The organism is Scytonema sp. UIC 10036 (genome assembly GCF_009725235.1).
On record NZ_WJFC01000142.1, the window covers coordinates 1 to 21361 of the forward strand.

The 21361-nt window shown below is 41.1% G+C and carries 17 protein-coding genes and 1 pseudogene; 14 read left to right on the forward strand and 4 right to left on the reverse strand.

The window, feature by feature from the left end:
- The 3 genes and pseudogenes from F7734_RS61185 to F7734_RS42220 form a co-directional block, all read left to right on the forward strand.
- On the forward strand, positions 1–284 hold a 284-nt coding region (locus F7734_RS61185; protein WP_166482492.1), incomplete at its 5' end, for a hypothetical protein.
- A 216-nt stretch (positions 285–500) separates the two neighbouring features.
- Positions 501–3419: a WD40 repeat domain-containing protein gene (locus F7734_RS42215; protein WP_155750358.1), complete on the forward strand. Its 2919-nt coding sequence runs from the start codon at positions 501–503 to the stop codon at positions 3417–3419.
- A gap of 166 nt (positions 3420–3585) precedes the next feature.
- A pseudogene (locus tag F7734_RS42220) lies at positions 3586–3973 on the forward strand (ISAs1 family transposase); the annotation flags it as partial.
- Between the two features lie 145 nt (positions 3974–4118).
- On the opposite strand, the gene F7734_RS42225 reads toward F7734_RS42220, so the two are convergent.
- Positions 4119–4259 (reverse strand): hypothetical protein, encoded by a 141-nt coding sequence (locus F7734_RS42225; protein ID WP_155750359.1) that lies wholly within the window; start codon positions 4257–4259, stop codon positions 4119–4121.
- A gap of 255 nt (positions 4260–4514) precedes the next feature.
- Here F7734_RS42225 and F7734_RS42230 point away from each other — a divergent pair, with 255 nt between their 5' ends.
- The 11 genes from F7734_RS42230 (at position 4515) to F7734_RS42280 (ending at position 17044) form a co-directional block, all read left to right on the forward strand.
- A complete protein-coding gene (locus tag F7734_RS42230) occupies positions 4515–5090 on the forward strand; it encodes an Hsp20/alpha crystallin family protein (RefSeq protein ID WP_155745383.1) in 576 nt (191 codons plus the stop codon).
- Between the two features lie 67 nt (positions 5091–5157).
- The gene (locus F7734_RS42235; RefSeq protein ID WP_155745455.1) at positions 5158–5784 is read left to right on the forward strand and encodes a CBS domain-containing protein; all 627 of its coding nucleotides are present in this window, start codon (positions 5158–5160) and stop codon (positions 5782–5784) included.
- A gap of 535 nt (positions 5785–6319) precedes the next feature.
- Positions 6320–6853 (forward strand): universal stress protein, encoded by a 534-nt coding sequence (locus tag F7734_RS42240; protein WP_155750360.1) that lies wholly within the window; start codon positions 6320–6322, stop codon positions 6851–6853.
- 119 nt (positions 6854–6972) lie between these two features.
- Complete coding sequence (locus tag F7734_RS42245) at positions 6973–9411, forward strand: PAS domain S-box protein (protein ID WP_155750361.1); 2439 nt, start codon at positions 6973–6975, stop codon at positions 9409–9411.
- Between the two features lie 78 nt (positions 9412–9489).
- Positions 9490–10047, forward strand: coding sequence for a bidirectional hydrogenase complex protein HoxE (gene hoxE, locus F7734_RS42250; RefSeq protein WP_155750362.1), 558 nt, complete (start codon positions 9490–9492; stop codon positions 10045–10047).
- A complete protein-coding gene (locus F7734_RS42255; protein ID WP_155750363.1) occupies positions 10016–11638 on the forward strand; it encodes a NuoF family protein in 1623 nt (540 codons plus the stop codon). The genes hoxE and F7734_RS42255 overlap by 32 nt, the downstream gene beginning before the upstream one ends.
- Before the next feature lie 243 nt (positions 11639–11881).
- Entirely contained in the window at positions 11882–12709 is an 828-nt protein-coding gene (locus F7734_RS42260) for a DUF6544 family protein (protein WP_155750364.1), read from the forward strand.
- Positions 12710–12765: 56 nt separating this feature from the next.
- On the forward strand, positions 12766–13482 hold the full coding sequence (hoxU, locus tag F7734_RS42265) for a bidirectional hydrogenase complex protein HoxU (RefSeq protein ID WP_155750365.1): 717 nt from the start codon (positions 12766–12768) through the stop codon (positions 13480–13482).
- Positions 13470–14015 carry an oxidoreductase gene (locus tag F7734_RS42270; protein WP_155750366.1) on the forward strand — a complete coding sequence of 182 codons (546 nt, stop codon included), beginning with the start codon at positions 13470–13472 and terminating at the stop codon, positions 14013–14015. Before hoxU ends, F7734_RS42270 begins: the two co-directional genes overlap by 13 nt.
- 335 nt (positions 14016–14350) lie before the next feature.
- Positions 14351–15586 (forward strand): hypothetical protein, encoded by a 1236-nt coding sequence (locus F7734_RS42275; protein WP_155750367.1) that lies wholly within the window; start codon positions 14351–14353, stop codon positions 15584–15586.
- A 6-nt stretch (positions 15587–15592) separates the two neighbouring features.
- The gene (locus F7734_RS42280; protein WP_155750368.1) at positions 15593–17044 is read left to right on the forward strand and encodes a Ni/Fe hydrogenase subunit alpha; all 1452 of its coding nucleotides are present in this window, start codon (positions 15593–15595) and stop codon (positions 17042–17044) included.
- On the opposite strand, the gene F7734_RS42285 is transcribed toward F7734_RS42280, so the two are convergent.
- Genes F7734_RS42285 through F7734_RS42295 form a run of 3 tightly spaced genes read right to left on the reverse strand, consistent with a single transcriptional unit; the run spans position 17041 to position 21219 of the window.
- On the reverse strand, positions 17041–19344 hold the full coding sequence (locus F7734_RS42285; protein WP_155750369.1) for a response regulator: 2304 nt from the start codon (positions 19342–19344) through the stop codon (positions 17041–17043). The genes F7734_RS42280 and F7734_RS42285 overlap by 4 nt on opposite strands.
- 13 nt (positions 19345–19357) lie before the next feature.
- Positions 19358–19798, reverse strand: a complete 441-nt coding sequence (locus F7734_RS42290) for a response regulator (RefSeq protein WP_155750370.1) — start codon at positions 19796–19798, stop codon at positions 19358–19360.
- Complete coding sequence (locus F7734_RS42295; RefSeq protein ID WP_155750371.1) at positions 19795–21219, reverse strand: GAF domain-containing protein; 1425 nt, start codon at positions 21217–21219, stop codon at positions 19795–19797. The genes F7734_RS42290 and F7734_RS42295 overlap by 4 nt, the downstream gene beginning before the upstream one ends.
- Between the last annotated feature and the right edge of the window lie 142 nt (positions 21220–21361).

The window sequence follows — 21361 nt, forward strand, 5'->3', positions numbered from 1 at the left end:
TTGCAAAACCTAGAGAATGTAGCCGAGAAAATCCTGAATATAAAATTTCATATTTTAGTTTTTCTGGAAGTTTTCTTATTTTTAAAAATTTAGATAAATCATCAAATTTAAAAAGATCCGAAATTTTTGAAGAAGACTTCACAGACAAAATTACCATAGCTTTGGTTAATTTGGCTCATGAAGAAAAATTTGTTGTCGCTCCTTTTCTACAACTGGTAATGATTAAGTTGTGGGAGATGGCAGAAAAAGAGCAACAAGAATCTAAAAAAAATATTATTTATTAAATTTAGAAATAGTAAAAGACTTAGGAAAATCTAGAATAAACGTCCAGATTTTTCAGAAAAAGTCAACAAAAATCATCAGAAGATGAAATTATCAAAGAAGGAATTAGAGAAATAATTCAGATTATGTAGATGGCATAAGTTAAAAATTTAGAACTCACAAAAAAATCAGAATCAATGTAAAAAAAACAAAAAACTAAGAGCTGAGTACAGTTTTCCGTGCTCTTTATTATCTTAAGTACACCCTGTGGCAGTAAACGTGCTCTGTCTGTTAAGGAAATCATTGCTTTCGCTCAAGAAGACGCTAAAGTTTTGGAACGGCTAAATTTACCAGCAATGGAGAACTCGAAAGTTGAAAAGCTTCTTGGTGATTTAGATAGTTTACGCATCTTGCGAACAGTCAGCTTATCGCCAAAACAAAACGATAACGAGAAACGTTACGAGATTTATTTCGATGGTTTAATGCCGGCTATTCAATCTTGGCGCACAAGATATATAGAGCAACTTCGAGGGATTAGTCTAAAACAAAGCTTACCAGATCAGTCCTTAGCTTTTTGTAGGCGAGGAAAAAAGGAGTTAGCTGGATTGTTAGCATACCAAGCTTACCAATGCAATGATGAGTTCGGCTACCCTGAGAATTTATCACAAGTTGATGAAGTCTTGAGAGAGATTGTACAAGATCCATACTTTAGTTGTCTTCTGGATACAACTATTCTGGACACAACTAATCAAGAGCTTAATGGAAAAGATTTTTGGCAGGTGAAATTTAGTGCAGATGGAAAAATGTTAGCTGCTAGCAATCATGATGGAAGTCTTCGGGTATGGGATGTAGAGCAGGAAGGTAAAAGTCCTAAACGCATAGGTTACAAAGAAAAGGCTCACGATGCGCGTCAAATTCAAATATTTCCTGGTTCCAATTTAGATATAGCAGTTGTCTTTAGTCAAGATAACCAAATGCTGATTTCTAGCAGTCGAGATGGAACGATTAAACTTTGGGATCTTCATAACTTACAAGGAAATAACGACAATTTACAACAAATTGGTTCTGATATTATCAATCCAGATAAGTTGTTAAACCCGAATAATAACACAGGTTTTACCTCAGTTTCAGTCATTCCACGCAAAGACGATAAGAAATTCATAGCAGCAAGTAATTGGGCAGGTAATATTTGGTTATGGGATATTACTCAACCTCAACAACCTAAGGAATTGTCAAAATTGCAGCGTCAATTAGATTGGCTAACTATTTTACAAAACTGGTTAGATAGTCTAACTAGTAGGCTTGCACAGCGATTTTTCAGACATAATTATCCGAAAAGCCAACCTTCATCTGCTTGGATTTGGTCAATTGATATTAGCTCTGATGGTAACCTACTTGCTGCTGGAGGAGGAGATGGAATGGTCTATCTTTGGAATATTGAAGACCCCCAAAATCCCAAGCTAATTAGGACTTTAAAAGGACATTGGGGAGAAATTTTCTGTGTAGCGTTTGCACCGAATGGAAAATTACTAGCTTCAGCAAGCAAAGATTGTACAATACACCTGTGGCAATTAGATCGAATTAAGGTTTACATTTATAATCCACTGAAAAAGGTTTTGAAAGGGCATAAAGAAGCTATTAGAGCAATTAATTTTAGTTTACATAAACCGAATTTAGATAGTAATAACAAAACTCATAGAAATTCAATAAATCTAGCTTCAGCCAGTGAAGATCAGACAATTAGGGTCTGGAACCTTGAGAATGTTAAAGAAGCTCCACAAGTATTGTATGGTCATTCCTATGGCGTTTCTTCAGTTGTATTTGCTCCAAACAATTACCAGCGTTTGGTTTCATGTAGTTGGGATCGGACAATCCGTTTTTGGACTTTGGGGGCTAACCCCAAAATTTGTCTGTCTAAGGAAAATTTTGTTTGGGATCAAATAGTTAAGTTTTTGAATTTAGGGGCTAAATCCAATATTTTTAAACCACGGCGAAAAAAGGTGATAGCAGTTACTTGGATTGACGAGTCACTGTTTGTTCTAGTTACCTCTGATGGAAATTTAGAAGTTCGAGAATGTGACGATCCTACTAACTTAACTCAATCTCTTGCTTCTTGTTCCGTTTCTCAAGGAATCTCAACAGTAACGTTTTTTGGAGAAGGGAAACAGAAAAAGCTAGCTGTTGGATATACCGATGGCTCGATTTGGATATGGGAGCTAGATTTTCAATATGTGAAGCAGCGGAATCAGGAAGGAAAAATACTTCTTAGCAAAAAAAATTGTCTAAAACACCATCAAAAACGCAAAATTACTTCACTTGCCTTTAGTGCTGACGGTCAATTTCTTGCAGCTGGACTAGAATATTATAATCTGAAATTTACTGAGGAACTAAAATATGATAGTCAAACTATAAAAGTTTGGGATCTAAATCAACATAAGCAGAGCTATATTATTACACCTGACAATCTGCATAACCAACCTGTTAATTCTGTGGTTTTCAAACCCTATGTCTCTAGTGATGAATTGATTTTAGCGGTTGCTTACACATCAGGAGAAATATACTTGTATAACCTAAAAACTAAAAAATTACTGACTGAGCCTCCTCTTAAACATGAAAAAATCTATGGAGAAACAGAACCTCCCATCATTTTAGCCTTTAGTCCTAATGGAAAGTGGCTAGTTTCTGGGAGTGCTCGACAATATCTCTTATTGTGGGATATCAGTCAGCTTGATAGTCGGATACCTCAAGCAATTCCTCCAAAACTGTCAGAGAGCGAGACTAGGCATTCAAAGAGCGAGTCAAAGCTGAATTTTTGCATAACTGCCCTGGCATTTAAAGATAACCAATGGCTCGCTTCGGGACGTTATGACGGTAGCATCGAGCTATGGAATTTGGAAAATATCGAGACCCAGGATTCGGACAATGCAAACAACGCTCCTTTTGTTCTTCTCGGACATCAAGAAAAAATCAACACGATCGCCTTTAGTCCAGACAAAAAACAACTCGCTTCTGCTAGCTTTGACAATACTGTTCGCCTTTGGACAGTAGAAACTAAAGAATTAGCCGAGCAGCTTAGAAAAAAATTGTACCGCGATTTAACCGAACAAGAACAGAAGAAGTTTATAGGTTCGGCTAAATCTTCTTCCATCAGAGATTGATTACCTTGATAAACAAGCTTCTCCTCAATAAAGTAAGGTTCAATCGTATCAATATAACGATGCGGTACTACCGCTATCGGTCTCTCTCTGATAAGAGGCCACACTCGTCTTACAATAGATTTTAGCCCTACATGATGCCCTTGGTGAGAAGTTAGGGCTAATCCTCATGAAACTAAAACCTCAAATTACAATAGCTGAACATTTTAATAATATTGATGATCCTAGAATAGACCGGAAAAAATTACATAAGTTAATTGATATAATCACAATTTCTATTTGTGCTGTCATTTGTGAAGCAGATACATGGGAAGATATTGAGTTGTTTGGGGAGTCAAAATACTCGGTTTTTCAAAAATTTTTAGAATTACCGAATGGTATTCCCTCTCATGACACTTTTGCTAGAGTATTCGCCCGAATTAATCCCGAACAACTTCACGCATAGTTTTATAAGTTGGATTCAATCTATTAGTAAGTTAACCAATCAAGAAATAATTGCAATTGATGGAAAAACACTTCGCGGTTCTTATGATACATCAAATAATAAAATAGCATTGTTGTTACATAAAAGACAATTGCAGAAATGGTTAAACTCAAGGTTGATTGCGTCCCAACCGTTTGCTATTGTTTCAACTACAAGACAAAATTTTAGCTAACTGACTGACTCTATGTGATGTTCCTAGAACTATTATCTCATACGCCTTAATCGTCTTGTCTCCAGCCACTCCAAACAGGAAAACCATGACGAGCGCGTAATGTCAGTACTGCGTCATTTTTTTGACGTGCAGGAAGCATGAGGCTAAAAGCAACCAATACCGTTACAAAAAGTTTTATTTTCCTCATAACACTCAAACTCCATGATAGAGTCTAATCCTGAGTCTTACGAATAGAATTGTAGAAAAACAACATGAGGAACTTGTGAGGATAAAGTTTTCTTGACCAAGAACAGGTGCAGCTTCATTACAAATATTTATCTGCTCTTAACATAATAACATATTTACCTTTGGTCTTCCTCACAATTTCCTCAAACTCTTTTTCTAAGTTGATAATGGAGTCAGAAGCAGGCTTAATCAAGAAGTATATTAGAGGAGTCTAAATATGTCTTTAATACATTGGGAACCCATCAAAGAACTCAGGGCTCTCCGTCAACAAATGAACCGTTTGTTTGATGAAATGATGCATCCAGAACAAACACATAATATATTTTCCAAAATGTCAAGGATAGCTTGGAATCCAGCTATTGAACTTAAAGAATTGGACAAAGATATTCTTCTGAAAATACAAGTGCCGGGAATAGATGCAAAAGATTTAGACATTCAAGTCAGTGAAAATTCTGTTTCTATTGCAGGGGAATATCAAGAAGAAAAAACCAGCGATAGCAAAGATTTTTATCATTCGGAGTTTAGTTACGGAGAATTTCAACGCATCATTGCATTACCAGTAAATGTTAAACATGAAGAAGTCAAAGCAGAAATCAAAGATGGTGTAGTGACTTTAACATTACCAAAACGCGAAACATCTCAACGCGATGTCGTCAAAGTCGATCTAACTGTGCAAGAAAAAGCACGGGAAGCTATGACGGAAGGACGCTTGCATGAAGAACATTTACAAGAAACAATGCGAGAACGAGCAACCAAGGAGTTAGATAAAAAGACTACCGAGCCGATTGCATAAGAAGCAAAAGCAGAAAAAGTCTAGTTTTCGCAAAGACGATAGAAAGGAAAACATCATGACTGTTGATATGTTAACAGCCGCAGACATCATGACTCAAGATGTTGCCACAATCCGCAGTTCGGCAACTGTGGCTGAGGCAGTTCGACTGATGAAAGAAAGAGATTGGCGAGCGCTCATCGTCGAGCGTCGCCATAATCAAGATGCATATGGTATCATTACCCAATCAGATATTGTCTATAAAGTCATAGCTTTCGGTAAAGACCCTTGCAAAGTCCGCGTCCATGAAATCATGACCAAGCCTTGTATTGTGGTTAATCCTGATTTAGGTGTGGAATATGTCGCCAGGTTGTTTGCCGATCACCACCTGCTACAGGCACCAGTTATCCAAGGAGAACTTTTAGGCATTATCTCTTTAACTGACATTATCCGTAGAAGCAAATTTGTTGAACTCCCTCGGACAATCTTGCTAGAACAAGAACTTCAAGATGCAATCAAAAAAGCTCGTGAAGTCTGTGCAAAAACTTCTCCTCGTTCCGAAGAGTGTGCTGCAGCTTGGGATGTCGTTGAGGAATTACAATCTGAAATAGCCCATCAAAGTGCAAACAGAATCGAAAAAACAGCCTTTGAAGAATTTTGCGATGAGTTTCCAGAGGCGATGACAGGACAAATTTACGATAACTGGTGCGGTGGGTAAGTCAATTACAAAGAAAGGCACTCTGCATACTGCGGAGTGCTGCTATGCTTTTCCTAGTAAATATCAGTTACAAGTTCTGGTTGTTCTTCTTGTTGTGAAAAAGCACCAGGACGACTGAGGTCTTGGATAATTTATCAATCAAGGCAGACTAACGTGTGCCATAGTAAAAATATGCGAGTACTCGCGCTTTTGACCGTTTACATATAATGTCTATTGAGCCGGAGTCATCATGCGATTATCTTATATACCGTTACAAAAAGTTTTATTTTCTTCATAACACTCAAACTCCTTAATAGAGTCTAATCCTGAGTCTTATGAATATAATTGTAGAAAAACAACATGAGGAACTTGTGAGGATAAAGTTTTCTTAATCGAGAACAAGTGTAGCTTCATTACAAATATTCATTTGACCTTAATATAATAACATATTTACCTCTCGTCTTCCTCACAAGTTTCTCAAATTATTTATCTATACCTAATTATAAGAATATTCTCTGTTAAAAAATTCACTTAGCATACAGTATTAGAGGTTAATATGTTTAAAAAGATTTTAATTGCATTAGATCGCTCTGAGATAGGCAAATATGTTTTTGAACAAGGCTTTGGTTTAGCAAAAATGACTGGAGCTAGCTTATTGCTGCTACACGTTTTATCTAATGAAGAAGAAGGTAGTCCATATATACCCGTATCCACTTTTCAATACTATCCAGCAATGTGGGAACAAGTCTCAGAGTTTCATCAACAAGAGTGGGACAGGTGGAAAAATCAAAGTGTAGAAATGTTACAAGCACTTTGCGCTCAAGCAAACACAGCTAATGTGAACGCTGAATTTAGACAAATTCCTGGCAATCCCAGTCGAGCCATTTGTGACTTAGCTAAGACTTGGGACGCCGATCTGATTGTAATTGGGCGTCGAGGTCACTCTGGTTTAGCGGAACTGTTGCTCGGTAGCGTCAGTAATTATGTTCTTCACCACGCTCCTTGTTCAGTTTATGTTGTGCAACTTCCTTTTGATGAGAAAGCAACTAAAGTTGCCAAAGAAAGCGTGAGTGCTTCTATATCGAGCTAATTTTAGTAACATTGAATATTCATTTAACTTGCAAGTTAAATGAATATTCAGAGTCCCACTCATACTAAATCGATGACCCACTTTCTGCATATACTCGCTCCTGTAGAATTTTTTGTGTTATGACAGCATTACATCTACAACAACTTTTAGATAAGTGGAAGATCCAATTAAAACAAGTCAATCGGCAAATGTACCCTGATACTAACAAGATAGAAAAACACACAGCAGCGCTTTCTCAAGCAAATGCACTATTACAGAAGGAAATTAAGAATCGCAAGCAGGCAGAAGAACAAATTCAATTTCAGGCTTCTATTCTGTCGCGGGTGAACGATGCAGTTATTGCAATTGATTCGCACAATCGCATTACTTATTGGAATAAAGCAGCAGAACGGTTATATGAGTATAAAGCTGAGGAAGTTCTTGGTCGCAGCTTGGAAGAAGTGAATCATTATCGCTGGCTCGAAGCAGAGGATGAACAAACTGCGTACACTGCTTTAGCGACGAGAGGGATTTGGCAAGGAGAGAATATTCATCGGAAAAAGAACGGAGAAGAAATTTACGTTGAGTCATCGGTCAGCATACTGACCGATGATAACGGAGTTTCTAACGGTTTTCTTGCTGTAGTCCGAGATATTACTGAACGCAAACAAGCCGAACAACAGTGCCAATTACTTCTTACTCAAGAACAGGTGGCTCATGCAGAGGCAAAGGTAGCAAAAAATCAAATCTTTAACATTCTTGAAAGGATCGCGGATGGCTTCTTAGCACTAGATTGTGAATGGCGGTTCACCTATGTCAATCAGCAAGCAGCTCAGATATTGCACAGAACCCAAGAGCAGCTCATTGGCAAAAACGTTTGGGAGGAATTTCCAGATGCGATCGCTCTGTCATTTTATCGCGAGTATCACAGAGCAGTAGCACAACAGGTGACTGTTGAATTTGAGGAATTTTACCCATCTCTCAACACTTGGTTTGAAGTACACGCTTATCCCACGCCAGAGGGCTTGTCAGTTTATTTCCAAGACATTACCAAACGCAAGCAAACAGAACAAAAAATCAGCCAGCAAGCAGATTTACTCAATATTGCTACAGACGCTATTCTCGTTTGCAATTTAAAAAACCAAATATTATTTTGGAATAAGGGCGCTGAACATCTGTATGGATGGCAAGCAACCGAAGTTCTTGGTAAAAATGCCAATCAGCTTTTGTATAAAGAAATCTCACCTCAACTTGAGGAAGCTGTTTTGGCTGTTATAGAACATGGGTCATGGCAGGGAGAGTTGAACCAGATACTAAAAGATAGCAAAAACATCATCGTTCAAAGCCGTTGGACACTTGTACGCGATCGAACCGGACATCCTCAATCAATTCTGATCGTCAACACTGACATCACGGAGAAAAAACAACTCGAAGCTCAGTTTTTCCGCGCACAACGACTCGAGAGCCTTGGTACCCTAGCTAGTGGTATTGCTCATGACTTCAACAACATACTGACACCCATTTTGATCGTTACTCAACTGTTGTCACATAAATGCTTAGCTCTTAATGAGGAAGATCGGCAACTCCTGAAAACGGTGGAAGACAGTTCTAAACGCGGTGCAACTCTTGTCAAGCAAATTCTATCGTTTGCACAGGGAAGTGAAGGCGATCGCGTTCATCTACAAGTTAGACACCTGTTAAAGGAAATTGAGCAGATTCTTAAAAGTACATTTCCAAAATCCATTGAAATTAACATTAATAGACTCATGGAAAATCTTTGGACAATTTGGGCAAACGCCACTCAACTCCATCAGGTTTTGCTGAATCTGTGCGTTAATGCTCGTGATGCTATGCCTAACGGGGGTACTCTGAGTCTTTCTGCTGAGAATGTCATTGTTAATGAAAACGATGCCAGGATGAATTTGGATGCCAAAGTAGGTTCTTTTGTTGCGATTTCAATCTCAGATACAGGATGTGGCATTTCTCCAGAAATACAGGAGCGTATTTTTGACCCCTTTTTTACAACCAAAGAAAAGAGCAAAGGTACGGGATTGGGTTTATCAACTGTTCTTGGTATAGTTAAGAACCATGGTGGGTTTGTGAAAGTATACAGTCAATTGGGCAAAGGCAGCCAATTTAAGGTTTACTTACCAGCTAGTGATACACAAATAAAACAGGAAGCTGCTGATATCAAGATGCCTAGAGGAAATGGCGAATTAATTCTCATTGTAGACGACGAAGAACATATTCGAGAGGCAACTAAAACCGCACTAGAAAACTATAACTACAAAATCCTTACAGCCAGTGATGCTCTTGAGGCTTTCTCAATCTTCACCCAACGTAGAGATGACATCAAGTTGGTGTTGATGGATATACAGATGCCGTTGATGGATGGGCGAAACGCTGCTTGCATCTTGCAAAAAATAAATCCCTCAGTCAAAATTATTGCCATCAGCGGGATCTTACGCAATCAAAAGCTTTTAGAAGCTAGTGATATTGGTGTGAAAGTATTTTTGTCAAAGCCCTACATGATACAGGAATTATTACATACTATTAAACGTGTCTTAAATGCATCGTAAAGACAGTGAAATGTATGTACAGGGATGAGGAGTCTCAAGCAAAGACATCAAAGCAGTCCACTATATCAAAACAAAGATATGAATCCCTTGATAGGCCATCGAAAAAATCAGTATACAAAAAGTCCTTTACAAGAGTATCCAAGCGGTGATAAACGCTTTAAGATACTCGATGCCACTATAAAACGCTATCAATATCAGCAGGATGCGCTTATAGAAGTATTGCATGAGGCACAAGAGCTCTTTGGTTACTTAAAAAATGATTTATTACTCTACATTGCTCACAGTCTAAAACTGCCACCTAGTCGTGTTTATGGAGTAGCAACTTTTTATCATTTGTTCTCTTTGGCACCAAAAGGCGTACATAGTTGTGTGGTGTGTACGGGTACGGCTTGTTACGTTAAAGGTGCTGCGGATTTACTAACAGCTGCAGAAAAGTACGCCAAAATTCATACTGGTGAAACCACACTAGATAATCAATTGTCACTGTTAACAGCAAGATGTCTGGGTGCTTGTGGAATTGCACCAGCAGTTGTATTTGATGAAATGGTATGTGGGCATCAAACACCAGAATTAGTGACCGAGCAAATAAAAGGATGGTTAGAACATGGATCTGACGGAACTACTAGAAATAGCTGAAAAAGAGCGCGTTAACTCTAAGCTAATTTGTATTCGTTGCTGTATGGCAGCAGGTTGCTTATCGTCTGGTTCTACTGGGGTCAAAAAAAGTTTAGAAGAAGCAACTCAAGAAATAGGATTGGTAGATAAAGTAGAAATTCGCAGTGTCGGTTGTATGGGTTTGTGTTGCCAAGGCCCTTTGGTACAAGTTGACAATTCCTTAAAAAAGAATAGCTCTACATTACTCTACGAAAAAGTCACTCCTGAAAATACTTCTACAATTGTTGCAGCATTAAATGGTGGTGAAACAAAAGTACAAAAGGGCGATTTAAATCATCCATTTTTTACTAAGCAACTACTTATTGTCTTAGAAAACAGTGGTAGAGTTGACCCGGAACGTATTGAATCTTACATTGCTTGCGATGGCTATCAAGGACTTTTTCACGTGCTAAGAGAAATGACTTCCAATGAGGTCGTGGAAGCTATTACCTGTAGCGGATTGCGGGGACGGGGCGGTGCTGGTTATCCTACGGGTGTGAAATGGTCAACTGTCGCTAAGGCAAAGAGCGATCGCAAATTTGTTATCTGCAACGCTGATGAAGGCGATCCAGGTGCATTTATGGATAGAAGCGTGTTAGAAAGCGATCCCCATCGTGTTTTAGAAGGAATGGCGATCGCAGCTTATGCTGTCGGTGCAAATCAAGGTTACATTTATATCCGCGCCGAATACCCCATCGCTATCAATCGTTTGCAAATAGCCATTCATCAAGCACAACGTTTTGGTTTATTAGGAAGTCATATTTTTGATTCACCATTCGACTTTAAAATTGATATTCGTATTGGTGCAGGAGCTTATGTTTGTGGGGAAGAAACTGCGTTAATGTCGTCAATTGAAGGCAAACGCGGGACACCCCACCCTCGACCGCCCTATCCAGCTCAAAGTGGTTTGTGGGGATTTCCGACTTTAATTAACAATGTCGAAACTTTTGCCAATGTTCCTTGGATTATTCGCAAAGGTGCAGACGTATTCGCTAGTATCGGTACAGAACAAAGTAAAGGCACAAAAGTTTTTGCCTTAGCAGGTAAAATTCGGAATACGGGTTTAATAGAAGTGCCTATGGGAACAACTCTACGGCAAATTGTTGAAGAAATGGGAGGAGGAAATCTAGATAATAGAGCAATTAAAGCAGTGCAAACAGGTGGTCCTTCAGGTGGGTGTATTCCTGCTTCAGCCTTTGATACTCCTGTAGATTACGAATCTCTCACTCAGCTAGGTTCGATTATGGGTTCCGGCGGCATGATTGTTATGGATGAAACCACCAACATGGTGGATGTCGCCCGCTTCTTTATGGAATTTTGCATGGATGAGTCCTGCGGGAAGTGTATTCCCTGTCGCGTAGGGACGGTGCAGTTGTATCAATTGTTAACCAAAGTTCGGGAGGGAAAAGCATCGCGTGCTGATTTAGAACTGCTAGAGGAACTGTGCCACATGGTGAAGCATACCAGTTTGTGTGGTTTAGGTCAGTCAGCACCGAATCCGGTATTTAGTACGTTACGGTATTTCCGGGATGAATATTTGGCATTGATTAAGGAAACCACCAAATCTTCTTAATACCAATTTAATATGAAGTTGCACATTATTTTTACCCCTCCTAACCTCCCCTTATAAAGGGGAGGAAAATAAATTTCCTGTTTCCCCCCTTGATAAGGGGGGATTAAGGGGGGTAAGGAGAAATGCCACAGATGCTGGAGGTTTTTTCTATGCATCTTCATCTGAAAACGGTATAACGACTCTAAAATTTTTCTTTAGAACTAACCACCGAACTACTATTCATTACAAGACAGGGTGAGGAAAATGATTGCAAAAATTTTCTTCGGCATTGGTGCATTGCTGGCGATTACATTCATAACTCTAGTTATCATTGGGGTAAGGAACGATCGAGAAGTTAATCAGATTTGGCGAACGCTTGAAACAGCGCCAGCAGAAAATTGTTTCTCTCAAGACATGGTTGCGGGATTACCTGCTCCCGTGCAGCGCTACTTTTTGCACGCTATTGCGCCGGGAACTCCTCAAGCTTCTTCTGTAAGTTTAGATATGAGTGGCAGTTTCAGGCTTGGGCAAGATAAACCCTGGCTACCGATGCGGGCAAAACAAATTATTTCAGCAAAAGGATTTGTTTGGAAAGCAGCAATTGGTCGTAGTTTGTGCCAAATGGTAGGTGCTGATTACTATGCCAACGGATTTGGTCGAATGCGGTTTTCCCTTTGGGGGCTGCTTCCTTTGGTCAATGCTCGCAGCCCCGCTCTTGTGCGCTCTGGCATTGGACGGTTAGCTGGAGAATTAGTTTTGCTACCTTCTGCTTTGTTACCTCAACACGGTGTCAGTTGGAAGGCAATTGATGAGAGGACTATCCAAGCAAGTCTGAAGATTAACGATGAACCAATAATCCTGACACTCACAATCGACCCTGATGGCAAGCTACAGAAGCTTTCTTTACCGCGTTGGGGAGATAAAACAGAAGATAGTAGCTATACTTACATTCCTTTTGGAGGAGAATACCAGGAAGAAAACACATTTGGAGGATTTACAATTCCCTCGCAAATGAGTGCAGGCTGGTGGTTTGGGACAGACCGTTACTTGGAGTTCTTCCGTGCTACGATTGAGCAGGCTGGGTTCCGTTAAATCTGACATTTCAAATCAAAAAAATAAAATAAAAATTCAAAAATTGAGAGGTGAAAATGTCAGTAAAAATTTTAACAATAAATGAGAAATTAGTCAGCGCCCGTGAGGAGGAAACCATTCTCGAAGCTGCACGGGAAGCTGGAATTCATATCCCAACACTGTGCCATTTAAACGGAGTGACAGATGTCGGTGCTTGTCGCCTTTGCTTAGTAGAAATTGCTGGTAGTCATAAACTCCAACCTGCTTGTGTAACGAAAGTTGCTGAAGGTATGTCCGTCCATACAAATAGCGATCGCCTACAAAAATATCGTCGCACGATTGTAGAAATGCTATTCGCGGAAGGCAATCACATTTGTTCGGTGTGTGTCGCTAATGGTAACTGCGAACTGCAAGATTTGGCAATTGAAATGGGTATGGATAGCGTTCGCTTAGAATATCAATTTCCTAACCGTCATGTCGATATCTCTCACGATCGCTTTGGCATCGATCGTAACCGTTGTGTTCTTTGTACTCGTTGCATCCGCGTCTGCGATGAAATCGAGGGAGCACATACTTGGGATATGGCGGGTAGAGGGACAAACTCCCATGTCATTACTGACTTAAATCAACCTTGGGGAACCTCACAAACTTGTACAAACTGTGGCAAATGTCTAAACGCTTGTCCCACAGGCGCAATTTTTCAAAAAGGTTCAGGTGTGGGAGAAATGAAACGCGATCGCACCCAACTTGAATTTCTTGTTACAGCACGGGAGAAAAAGCAATGGCTCGTTTAAAATTTGCTACAGTTTGGTTGGGAGGTTGTTCGGGCTGTCATATGTCCTTTCTTGACTTGGATGAATGGCTGTTTGACCTTGCAGCACAAGTGGATTTTGTTTACAGCCCTTTTGTAGATGCTAAGGATTACCCAGAGGATGTAGATATAGTATTGGTAGAGGGGGCGATCGCTAACAGCGAACACTTGGACTTAATCCAGAAAATTAGGCAACGCTCAAAAATTCTTGTTTCCTTTGGAGACTGTGCTGTGACAGGCAATGTCACTGCTTTACGCAATCCGTTCGGGAGCGCGGAACCAGTCCTGCAACGTTGTTATATTGAAGCTGCGGATATTCGCGGGCAAATTCCACAAGAATTAGGGATTGTTCCGCCCTTACTCGATAAAGTCGTACCCGTACATAGTGTTGTTTCTGTAGATGTTTACTTACCTGGTTGTCCTCCAGACGCAAACAGAATTCGGGCTGCACTAGAACCTTTGTTGCGGGGCGAAAAACCACAACTAGAGGGACGAGAATTCCTCAAATTTGGGTAAGAGATTCTTCAATGAAGGATTGTCATTGGTCATTTGTCATTGGTCATTTGTCATTGGTCATTGGTAAGGATTTCAGGTCTATGTACATTTTGTAATCTAGTCGTGAGGTAATCGATGAATATTATCCAAGGATTAAAACAATACTCCAAACGAATACTGGTACTCATCTTTATTCTGGTCTTAGCATCCTTACTCTTAGGGTCTTCTTAAAATTTCTTGAGTTATGACACACTCGCAAAGCTAGCGATCGCAACTGCTCGAAGGATGCGATTGAACCCGTCCATCGCCAAAAACTACAAAGAACATAACCCTATAACAACATGAGGAGGGTGCTTATGCCGTCCATGAATTTATTGACACTTTTCAATCCCTCCAATTATTACCGGAGTGGTTACATTACTGTCCCCTGGTATCCTATTTATCAAGAATTCCAAATACCTCCAGAAGAACTAGTGCTCAGAGATCTCCGCGATCTTTCTTATACACCCATAAGTGCTCAAGTTGACCGTATCGATCCTGAAGATTCTTCTCGTGACGTTTTGGTGTTTTTACTTCAAAAAGCAATTCCACCGGGTGCAAATGATAATACTTTAGCCTCTGGTTTTATCAGATTAGATCGAGGCAATCCAATGCCTGCAAAACTGGGAGAGCCATCTGTAGAAATAGTCTACGGAGATTCTGGTGAAGCACGGGGTGTCAGACTGGCGAACAATCGTCTGATTGTCTGGTTCAATTTGATACCCGATCCTGAGAATATGGGGCGTAATTGGTTTTCTGGATCTGCAACTAGCGTACAGCTTGACCATCAGGAAATTTTAGATCCCTTCTTAGCTGCAAGAGGTGAGTGGCTTGGACAAGAACCTGAAAAACGGTGCATACAAGTAGCCGAACTCTTATTACCCGGACTATCTCATCCAAAATCGCCATCCTATCACGTCTCTTTGTTCGATCGCGCATACCGACTTGTCTCTCAATCTAGCGGTTTTATACGCTCTAGCATAACTATTGCCTCAGAACCCTTTGATTACATAGGTGCAGCTCCCGATACAGGTAATAATCGTCACCTAGTTTGCGAATTGTATAGAGTCATTAGTTTGTATGCTGGTGTTGACTACTTAACTGAAGAACTCTTTATCAAAACTAAATCCATGAGCGAAGAAAACCAAATGGGAGATAGCAAAGAGATCGCCGATCTTTACTTTGTGGCTCGCTACTTCGCTCATATGAACATGGGATTGACAGAAGATATTCAGCAAGTCTTTCCCGTACCAAATTGGTTTGCCATTGGTTCGACAGCAGATCCCTATCCAGCTTATGGTATGGCTGCTCTCGAACACATAGATACAATGATACACCCATATGAAGGTAATAAAAGCTGTTTCTCTTGGCACTTTTTACCGAGTCAGTCTGTAAAATGTTTGCATTTATTCACCCGAGGTCAACTAGGAGAATTTGATACACGAGTGGGTCATTTGTGGTACGAAATGTTTTACCAACCGCTCAAAGCTGAAATTTATCAAGATGTCTCTTTTCCTCAAGCAGTTACAAAACCTGCATTTGCTTTGCCATAAAATAGTATGTCACAAAGAATTGTCATCGATCCCGTGACCCGTATTGAAGGTCATGCCAAAATCACTATTTATTTAGACGATACCGGACAAGTGAGCGATGCTCGCTTTCATGTCACTGAATTTCGCGGTTTTGAAAAATTTTGTGAAGGGCGACCATTATGGGAAATGCCGGGAATTACAGCACGAATTTGCGGTATCTGTCCGGTGAGTCACTTATTAGCCTCAGCTAAAGCAGGAGACGCTATTCTGGCTGTCACCATACCAAGAGCCGCAGCAAAATTGCGGCGCTTGATGAATTTAGGACAAATTATCCAATCTCATGCTCTCAGTTTCTTTCACCTGAGTTCTCCCGATCTCATTTTAGGATTGGATAGCGATCCGCAAAAACGCAATATATTTGGGTTAATTGCTGCTCAACCAGAACTAGCTCGTGGTGGTATTCGTTTGCGCCAATTTGGACAGGAAATGATTGAATTGTTGGGGGGACGTAAAATTCACCCGTCTTGGGCAGTTCCGGGAGGTGTTCGGGAACCTTTATCTAAAGAAGGACGCACTCATATAAAAAGCCAGATTCCATTCGTCAAAACGATCGCATTAGATGCCATAGAGCGGTTTAAGCGTGTACTTAAAGAGCATGAAGCAGTTGCCCATACCTTTGGTAATTTTCCTAGCTTGTTTATGGGATTGGTCAGTCATGAGGGTATGTGGGAAAATTATGACGGATATATCCGATTTGTGGACAGTGCAGGTAATATTATCGCCGATCGCCTTGACCCTTCCTGCTATCAAGAATTCATTGCAGAAGCAGTTGAACCCTGGTCTTACTTAAAATTCCCGTACTATCGTCCTCTTGGTTACCCCCAACGACATGACCATTGCCGTGTCGATAGTGGAATGTATCGCGTGGGACCGCTAGCACGTCTTAATATTTGCGATCGCATTGGCACACCTCTTGCTGATGCAGAATTAGAGAAGTTTAGAAACTGCGGAACAGAGACAGTTACCTCATCATTTTTCTACCACTACGCCCGGTTAATTGAGATTTTGGCATCTATAGAACGGATTGAAATCGCGCTCGACGATCCTGAATTACTCTCTACTCAATTACGTGCCAATGCTGGTGTTAACCAACTTGAGGGTATCGGTTGTAGTGAAGCTCCTCGCGGAACCTTGTTTCACCATTATAAAGTTGATGAAAACGGTTTGATTCAAAAAGTGAACCTTATTATAGCTACCGGTCAGAATAACCTAGCAATGAATCGTACAGTGCTTCAGATTGCACGTCATTTCATCCAGGGAACAGATATTCCCGAAGGAATGTTAAATCGTGTAGAAGCGGGTATCCGAGCGTTTGACCCCTGTTTGAGTTGTTCGACTCATGCAGCAGGACAAATGCCTTTACACATTCAGTTAGTTGAGACAGATGGGAACGTTGTGAATGAAGTATGGCGTGATTAAGATACTATCTGTGCAGCATTTCGTAAGCCATTCAGCAATGCCTTCTCTGTGAAAGGTTTTGGCAAGAAATCTTGAATGCCAAGACTTTTCTTTTGAGATGCTGTCCAATCGGACGTTGCTCCGCTCGTCGCAATAATTCGTATCTGTGGATTCATGCGTTGCAACGTCAGAATTGTGGTAGAACCATCCATACCGGGCATCATCAAGTCTATGACTACCGCACTGATTTTACCCTTGAATTGAGCATACAGTGCAAGAGCTTCAATTCCATTCCTGGCAGTTAAAACCCTGTAATTATGGCTCTCCAAAGTCGTTTTAGCAATCTCACAAATTGTGGCTTCGTCATCCACTACCAAAATCAATTCGCCATGACCGTCAGATAAATTTACATCCATTGCTGCTGAAGTTTCCTTAACCTGGTTACTTGGCAAATAGACCTTAAAGCGACTACCTTTTCCTATCTCACTGTACACATTCAAAAAACCACCGTGTCTTTTGATAATACCTATAGCAGTGGAAAGACCTAATCCGCTTCCTTTGCCGAACTCTTTGGTGGTAAAAAATGGATCGAAAATGCGGTCCATAATTTCCGGTGGAATGCCCATTCCTGTATCAGCAATAGTGATGACAACATAAGGACCGACCTCAGCATCTACATACATTCGAGCATAGTTTTCATCAATCCAAAGGTTTTCAGCGCTTATACTAAGCATACCACCATAAAGCATAGCATCGCGAGCATTAACACAAAGGTTCATCAACACTTGATGAAGTTGAGTTGTATCTGCACAAACAGTCCAAAGGTCTGAAGCTATGTGAGTTTGAGTTTCAATGGATTTTGGGAAAGTTCGTTGAGCAACTTGGGCGACATCTAAAAGTAAATGCCGAATCTGAACAACGGTGCAGATCCCGTCCGCCCCCCGACCAAACGACAAAATTTGCTTGACTAGATCGGCACCCCGCTTACTGTTACTTTCTAATATCCTCAATAATTGCTGGGTGTTCTCATCAACGTTAGGAAACTTACGAGATAGTAATTGCGAAATTGTCAAAATGGGAGTGAGAATATTATTGAAGTCATGAGCAATCCCGCTGGCAAGAGTACCCAAGCTTTCTAACCTCTGAGTTCGTAAAAACTGTGCTTCAAGTTGTTTTTTTTCAGTGATATCAGTATTGACAGTTAGAATAGATTTAGGGCTATTAACTTCATCAAGTACAAGCGTCCAGCGACTCTCGACAATAATATTTTTGCCGTCTTTCGTGACTTGCTGCAATTCACCTTGCCACTGACCCTCTTTAACTAGCGTTGTCCGTATTGCTTCAAATTGCGGCAAAGTTTCCTCAGATTCGTATAGAAGTTCGGCTGCACTCTGACCTAGGGCTTCTGCTGCTTTCCATCCATACAAGCGCTCAGCACCTTTATTCCAGAAGAAGAGGCGATACTCAAAATCTTGAACAAAAATAGCGTCAGTGGTAACATCTAACAACGCTGCTTGTTCGCGAATTTGCTGTTCAGCTTGCTTGCGATCGCTAATATCCTCTGCAATGCCAACAACTCGATAGGGTTCGCCACATTTGTCCTTAACAGGGAAACCTCTGTCTCGTATCCATCGCAATGACCCATCGGGACGGATGATGCGATACTCCTCATCATAATTACCAAGTAACAACTTTTCAAAAAAGGCTGTCTGCACGCGTTGCCGATCCACCGGATGAATCGCCTCTATCCATTCCATATAGTTGGTATACAATCTCTCATAAGAGCGCCCCCAGATATTTTCGTAAGATCGACTCACGTAGAGCAGCTTTCTTTCTGTGAAGTCTGATATCCAGAAAACCATCTCGCTCATATTCTCTGCCAATTGGCGAAACAGCTCCTCGCTTTCCTGTAAAGCTCGTTCTGCACTGTGCCGTTTGTGCCGCTCGATAGCCTCCCGCAACTCTCGCTCCACTGCGGGTACCAAGCGAGTCAGATTACCTTTAATTAAGTAGTCATGCGCTCCTGCTTTCATTGCAGCAACGGCAACATCCTCTCCAATTGTACCGGAGACAATAATAAACGGTAAATCTAGCTTCCGACTTTGGAGAAGTTTTAAAGCTTCTGGGGCGCTAAAAGTAGGCATATTATAGTCTGCAATTACAATGTCCCATGATTGGCGATCGAGAGCTGCGTGCATTTCGGTCGGAGTATCTACACGAACATAGTCCAGGGTATAACCACCCCGACGCAGTTCTCTTAAGACTAAGAAAGCATCATCTTCCGAATCCTCAACGATCAGAACGTGTAGGTCAGGTTTCATCTTAACTATCTCCCTAGACAGGTGGTGGTTCGTTGATCAACAGCCAATACATCCCCAATTGCCGAATTGCCTCAGAAAACTGAAGAAAATCTACAGGTTTGCGGATATAACTATTACACCCCTGGCTGTAGCTATCGAGCATATCTTGTTCTTCGTTAGAGGTGGTTAGAACCACCACGGGTAGTAATCTAGTACGCTCGTCTTCCCGCAAACGACGCAAAACCTCAATGCCATCAAAACGAGGCAATTTTAGATCTAGTAAAATCACCGTAGGTTTGACGTTGTCCTGTCCGGCATAAGCACCCATGCCAAACAAGTAATCCAAAGCTTCTACTCCATCATGAGCCACAATGATTTGATTGCTGATATGACTGCGTTTAAGCGCTCTGATTGTTAATGCTTCGTCATCTGGATTATCCTCTATTAAAAGAATTATTTTGTGACTCTCGCTCATGCTTCTACCTCTCCTGGGGCTAACGTGAAGTAAAAAGTAGCTCCCCGTTCCACTTCTCCTTGTGCCCATATCCGACCTCCATGGCGGCGTACAATGCGATGAACCGTTGCGAGTCCAATCCCATTCCCTGGAAAATCGTTCATACTGTGCAACCTCTGAAAGGGTCCAAATAACTTTTTGGCGTAGGCCATGTCAAAGCCCGCGCCGTCATCTCGAACAAAGTAGACTGGGATACAATTGTCAGTAGCGATCGCTCCAAACTCAATCCGTGCTTGAGGATGCTTGGCGGTAAATTTCCACGCATTATTTAATAAATTCTCTAACAACACTCGCAGTAAATGGCTATCTCCTTGTGCTGTTAGTCCTGTTTGAATCACAAATTCAACCTCGGGTTTAGGCTGGCTTTGCTGTAAACCAGTACAAATATCACTTGCTAACCGACTCAGATCGATAAGTTCCAAACACATATCGCTGCGCGTAACTCGGGACAAGTTGAGGAGGTCATCTATTAATTGCCCCATCCGTTGAGTAGCTGCTCGAATTCGTCGCACGTGAGCTTGTCCGCTTTCGTTCAGCGTATCGTAGCAGTCTTCTAGTAAAGCTTGGCTGAAGCCATCAATACTGCGTAAAGGAGCACGCAGGTCATGGGAGACGGAATAGCTAAAAGCCTCTAACTCCTTATTAACTGCTTGTAGTTCCACGATCGCTCGTTGCAGTTCCTGGTTCAACAATTGAGTTGCTTGCTCGGCTTCCTGGCGTTCTAGCACTTGTGTCTGTAGGTCAGCTAAAAGTTCTGCGTGCTGGAGGGCGATTCCTAAGTGAGTGGCTATTTGAGTGGCAAACTCGATTTCTGTTGCTTGCCACGCTCGCGGTCCACGACACTGATGAATACAAAGCAATCCCCAAAGATTCTGACCCCGTAATAGAGGTACTACTAAGTTAGCCCGGATCTGAAATTGCGCTAGAATTTGAATATGGCACTCACTCAAGCCATTATTGTAAATATCTGCCACTGCCTGAATTTTACCCTGTTGATAATAAACCGCAAATTGCTCTCCAAAGCAGTGGTCGTGAATTTTTTGCGCCATGGCTGACCCAAAAGCTCCATCCACATCCTCAGATACAAATTCTCCATCATTCCAACCTGAGTTTGGGTAGAAACGAAACATCCCCACACGATCTGCTTTCAAAAGTTGGCGAACCTCAGTCGCTGTGGCTTGAAAAATCTCTTCCACATTAAGAGGTTCGCGCAGGCGAGTAATGACTTGGAACAATGCTTTGTGTTGCTCCACCTGGGAATATGCCCGCTCGAGCTTTTGCTCCAATTGTTGAAGTTCTACTGCCAGAATCTGCTCGAGCATTTGAAATGCTGCTTCATCTCGACACAAGTTTTGCAACCTTGCTAGTATCACTGGGTTCATAGTCAGTTAGTTAGTCAAGTTCGTCAAGAAAGAAATTGTTAAAAATTTCCGTCAAAGACTTGAATGAAAACCGATAGAAATGCTTGAAATATTACAAAAAATTAAGGATTTGGAAGGGGGAGTACTGCAGCCTCTGAAAAAG

What these genes read in the sequence shown, in the direction of transcription:
- F7734_RS42225 (WP_155750359.1), bottom strand. Translation starts at nt 4,259, where the DNA reads ATGAGGAAAATAAAACTTTTTGTAACGGTATTGGTTGCTTTTAGCCTC.
- F7734_RS42230 (WP_155745383.1), top strand. Translation starts at nt 4,515, where the DNA reads ATGTCTTTAATACATTGGGAACCCATCAAAGAACTCAGGGCTCTCCGT.
- F7734_RS42235 (WP_155745455.1), top strand. Translation starts at nt 5,158, where the DNA reads ATGTTAACAGCCGCAGACATCATGACTCAAGATGTTGCCACAATCCGC.
- F7734_RS42240 (WP_155750360.1), top strand. Translation starts at nt 6,320, where the DNA reads ATGTTTAAAAAGATTTTAATTGCATTAGATCGCTCTGAGATAGGCAAA.
- F7734_RS42245 (WP_155750361.1), top strand. Translation starts at nt 6,973, where the DNA reads ATGACAGCATTACATCTACAACAACTTTTAGATAAGTGGAAGATCCAA.
- hoxE (WP_155750362.1), top strand. Translation starts at nt 9,490, where the DNA reads ATGAATCCCTTGATAGGCCATCGAAAAAATCAGTATACAAAAAGTCCT.
- F7734_RS42255 (WP_155750363.1), top strand. Translation starts at nt 10,016, where the DNA reads ATGGATCTGACGGAACTACTAGAAATAGCTGAAAAAGAGCGCGTTAAC.
- F7734_RS42260 (WP_155750364.1), top strand. Translation starts at nt 11,882, where the DNA reads ATGATTGCAAAAATTTTCTTCGGCATTGGTGCATTGCTGGCGATTACA.
- hoxU (WP_155750365.1), top strand. Translation starts at nt 12,766, where the DNA reads ATGTCAGTAAAAATTTTAACAATAAATGAGAAATTAGTCAGCGCCCGT.
- F7734_RS42270 (WP_155750366.1), top strand. Translation starts at nt 13,470, where the DNA reads ATGGCTCGTTTAAAATTTGCTACAGTTTGGTTGGGAGGTTGTTCGGGC.
- F7734_RS42275 (WP_155750367.1), top strand. Translation starts at nt 14,351, where the DNA reads ATGCCGTCCATGAATTTATTGACACTTTTCAATCCCTCCAATTATTAC.
- F7734_RS42280 (WP_155750368.1), top strand. Translation starts at nt 15,593, where the DNA reads ATGTCACAAAGAATTGTCATCGATCCCGTGACCCGTATTGAAGGTCAT.
- F7734_RS42285 (WP_155750369.1), bottom strand. Translation starts at nt 19,344, where the DNA reads ATGAAACCTGACCTACACGTTCTGATCGTTGAGGATTCGGAAGATGAT.
- F7734_RS42290 (WP_155750370.1), bottom strand. Translation starts at nt 19,798, where the DNA reads ATGAGCGAGAGTCACAAAATAATTCTTTTAATAGAGGATAATCCAGAT.
- F7734_RS42295 (WP_155750371.1), bottom strand. Translation starts at nt 21,219, where the DNA reads ATGAACCCAGTGATACTAGCAAGGTTGCAAAACTTGTGTCGAGATGAA.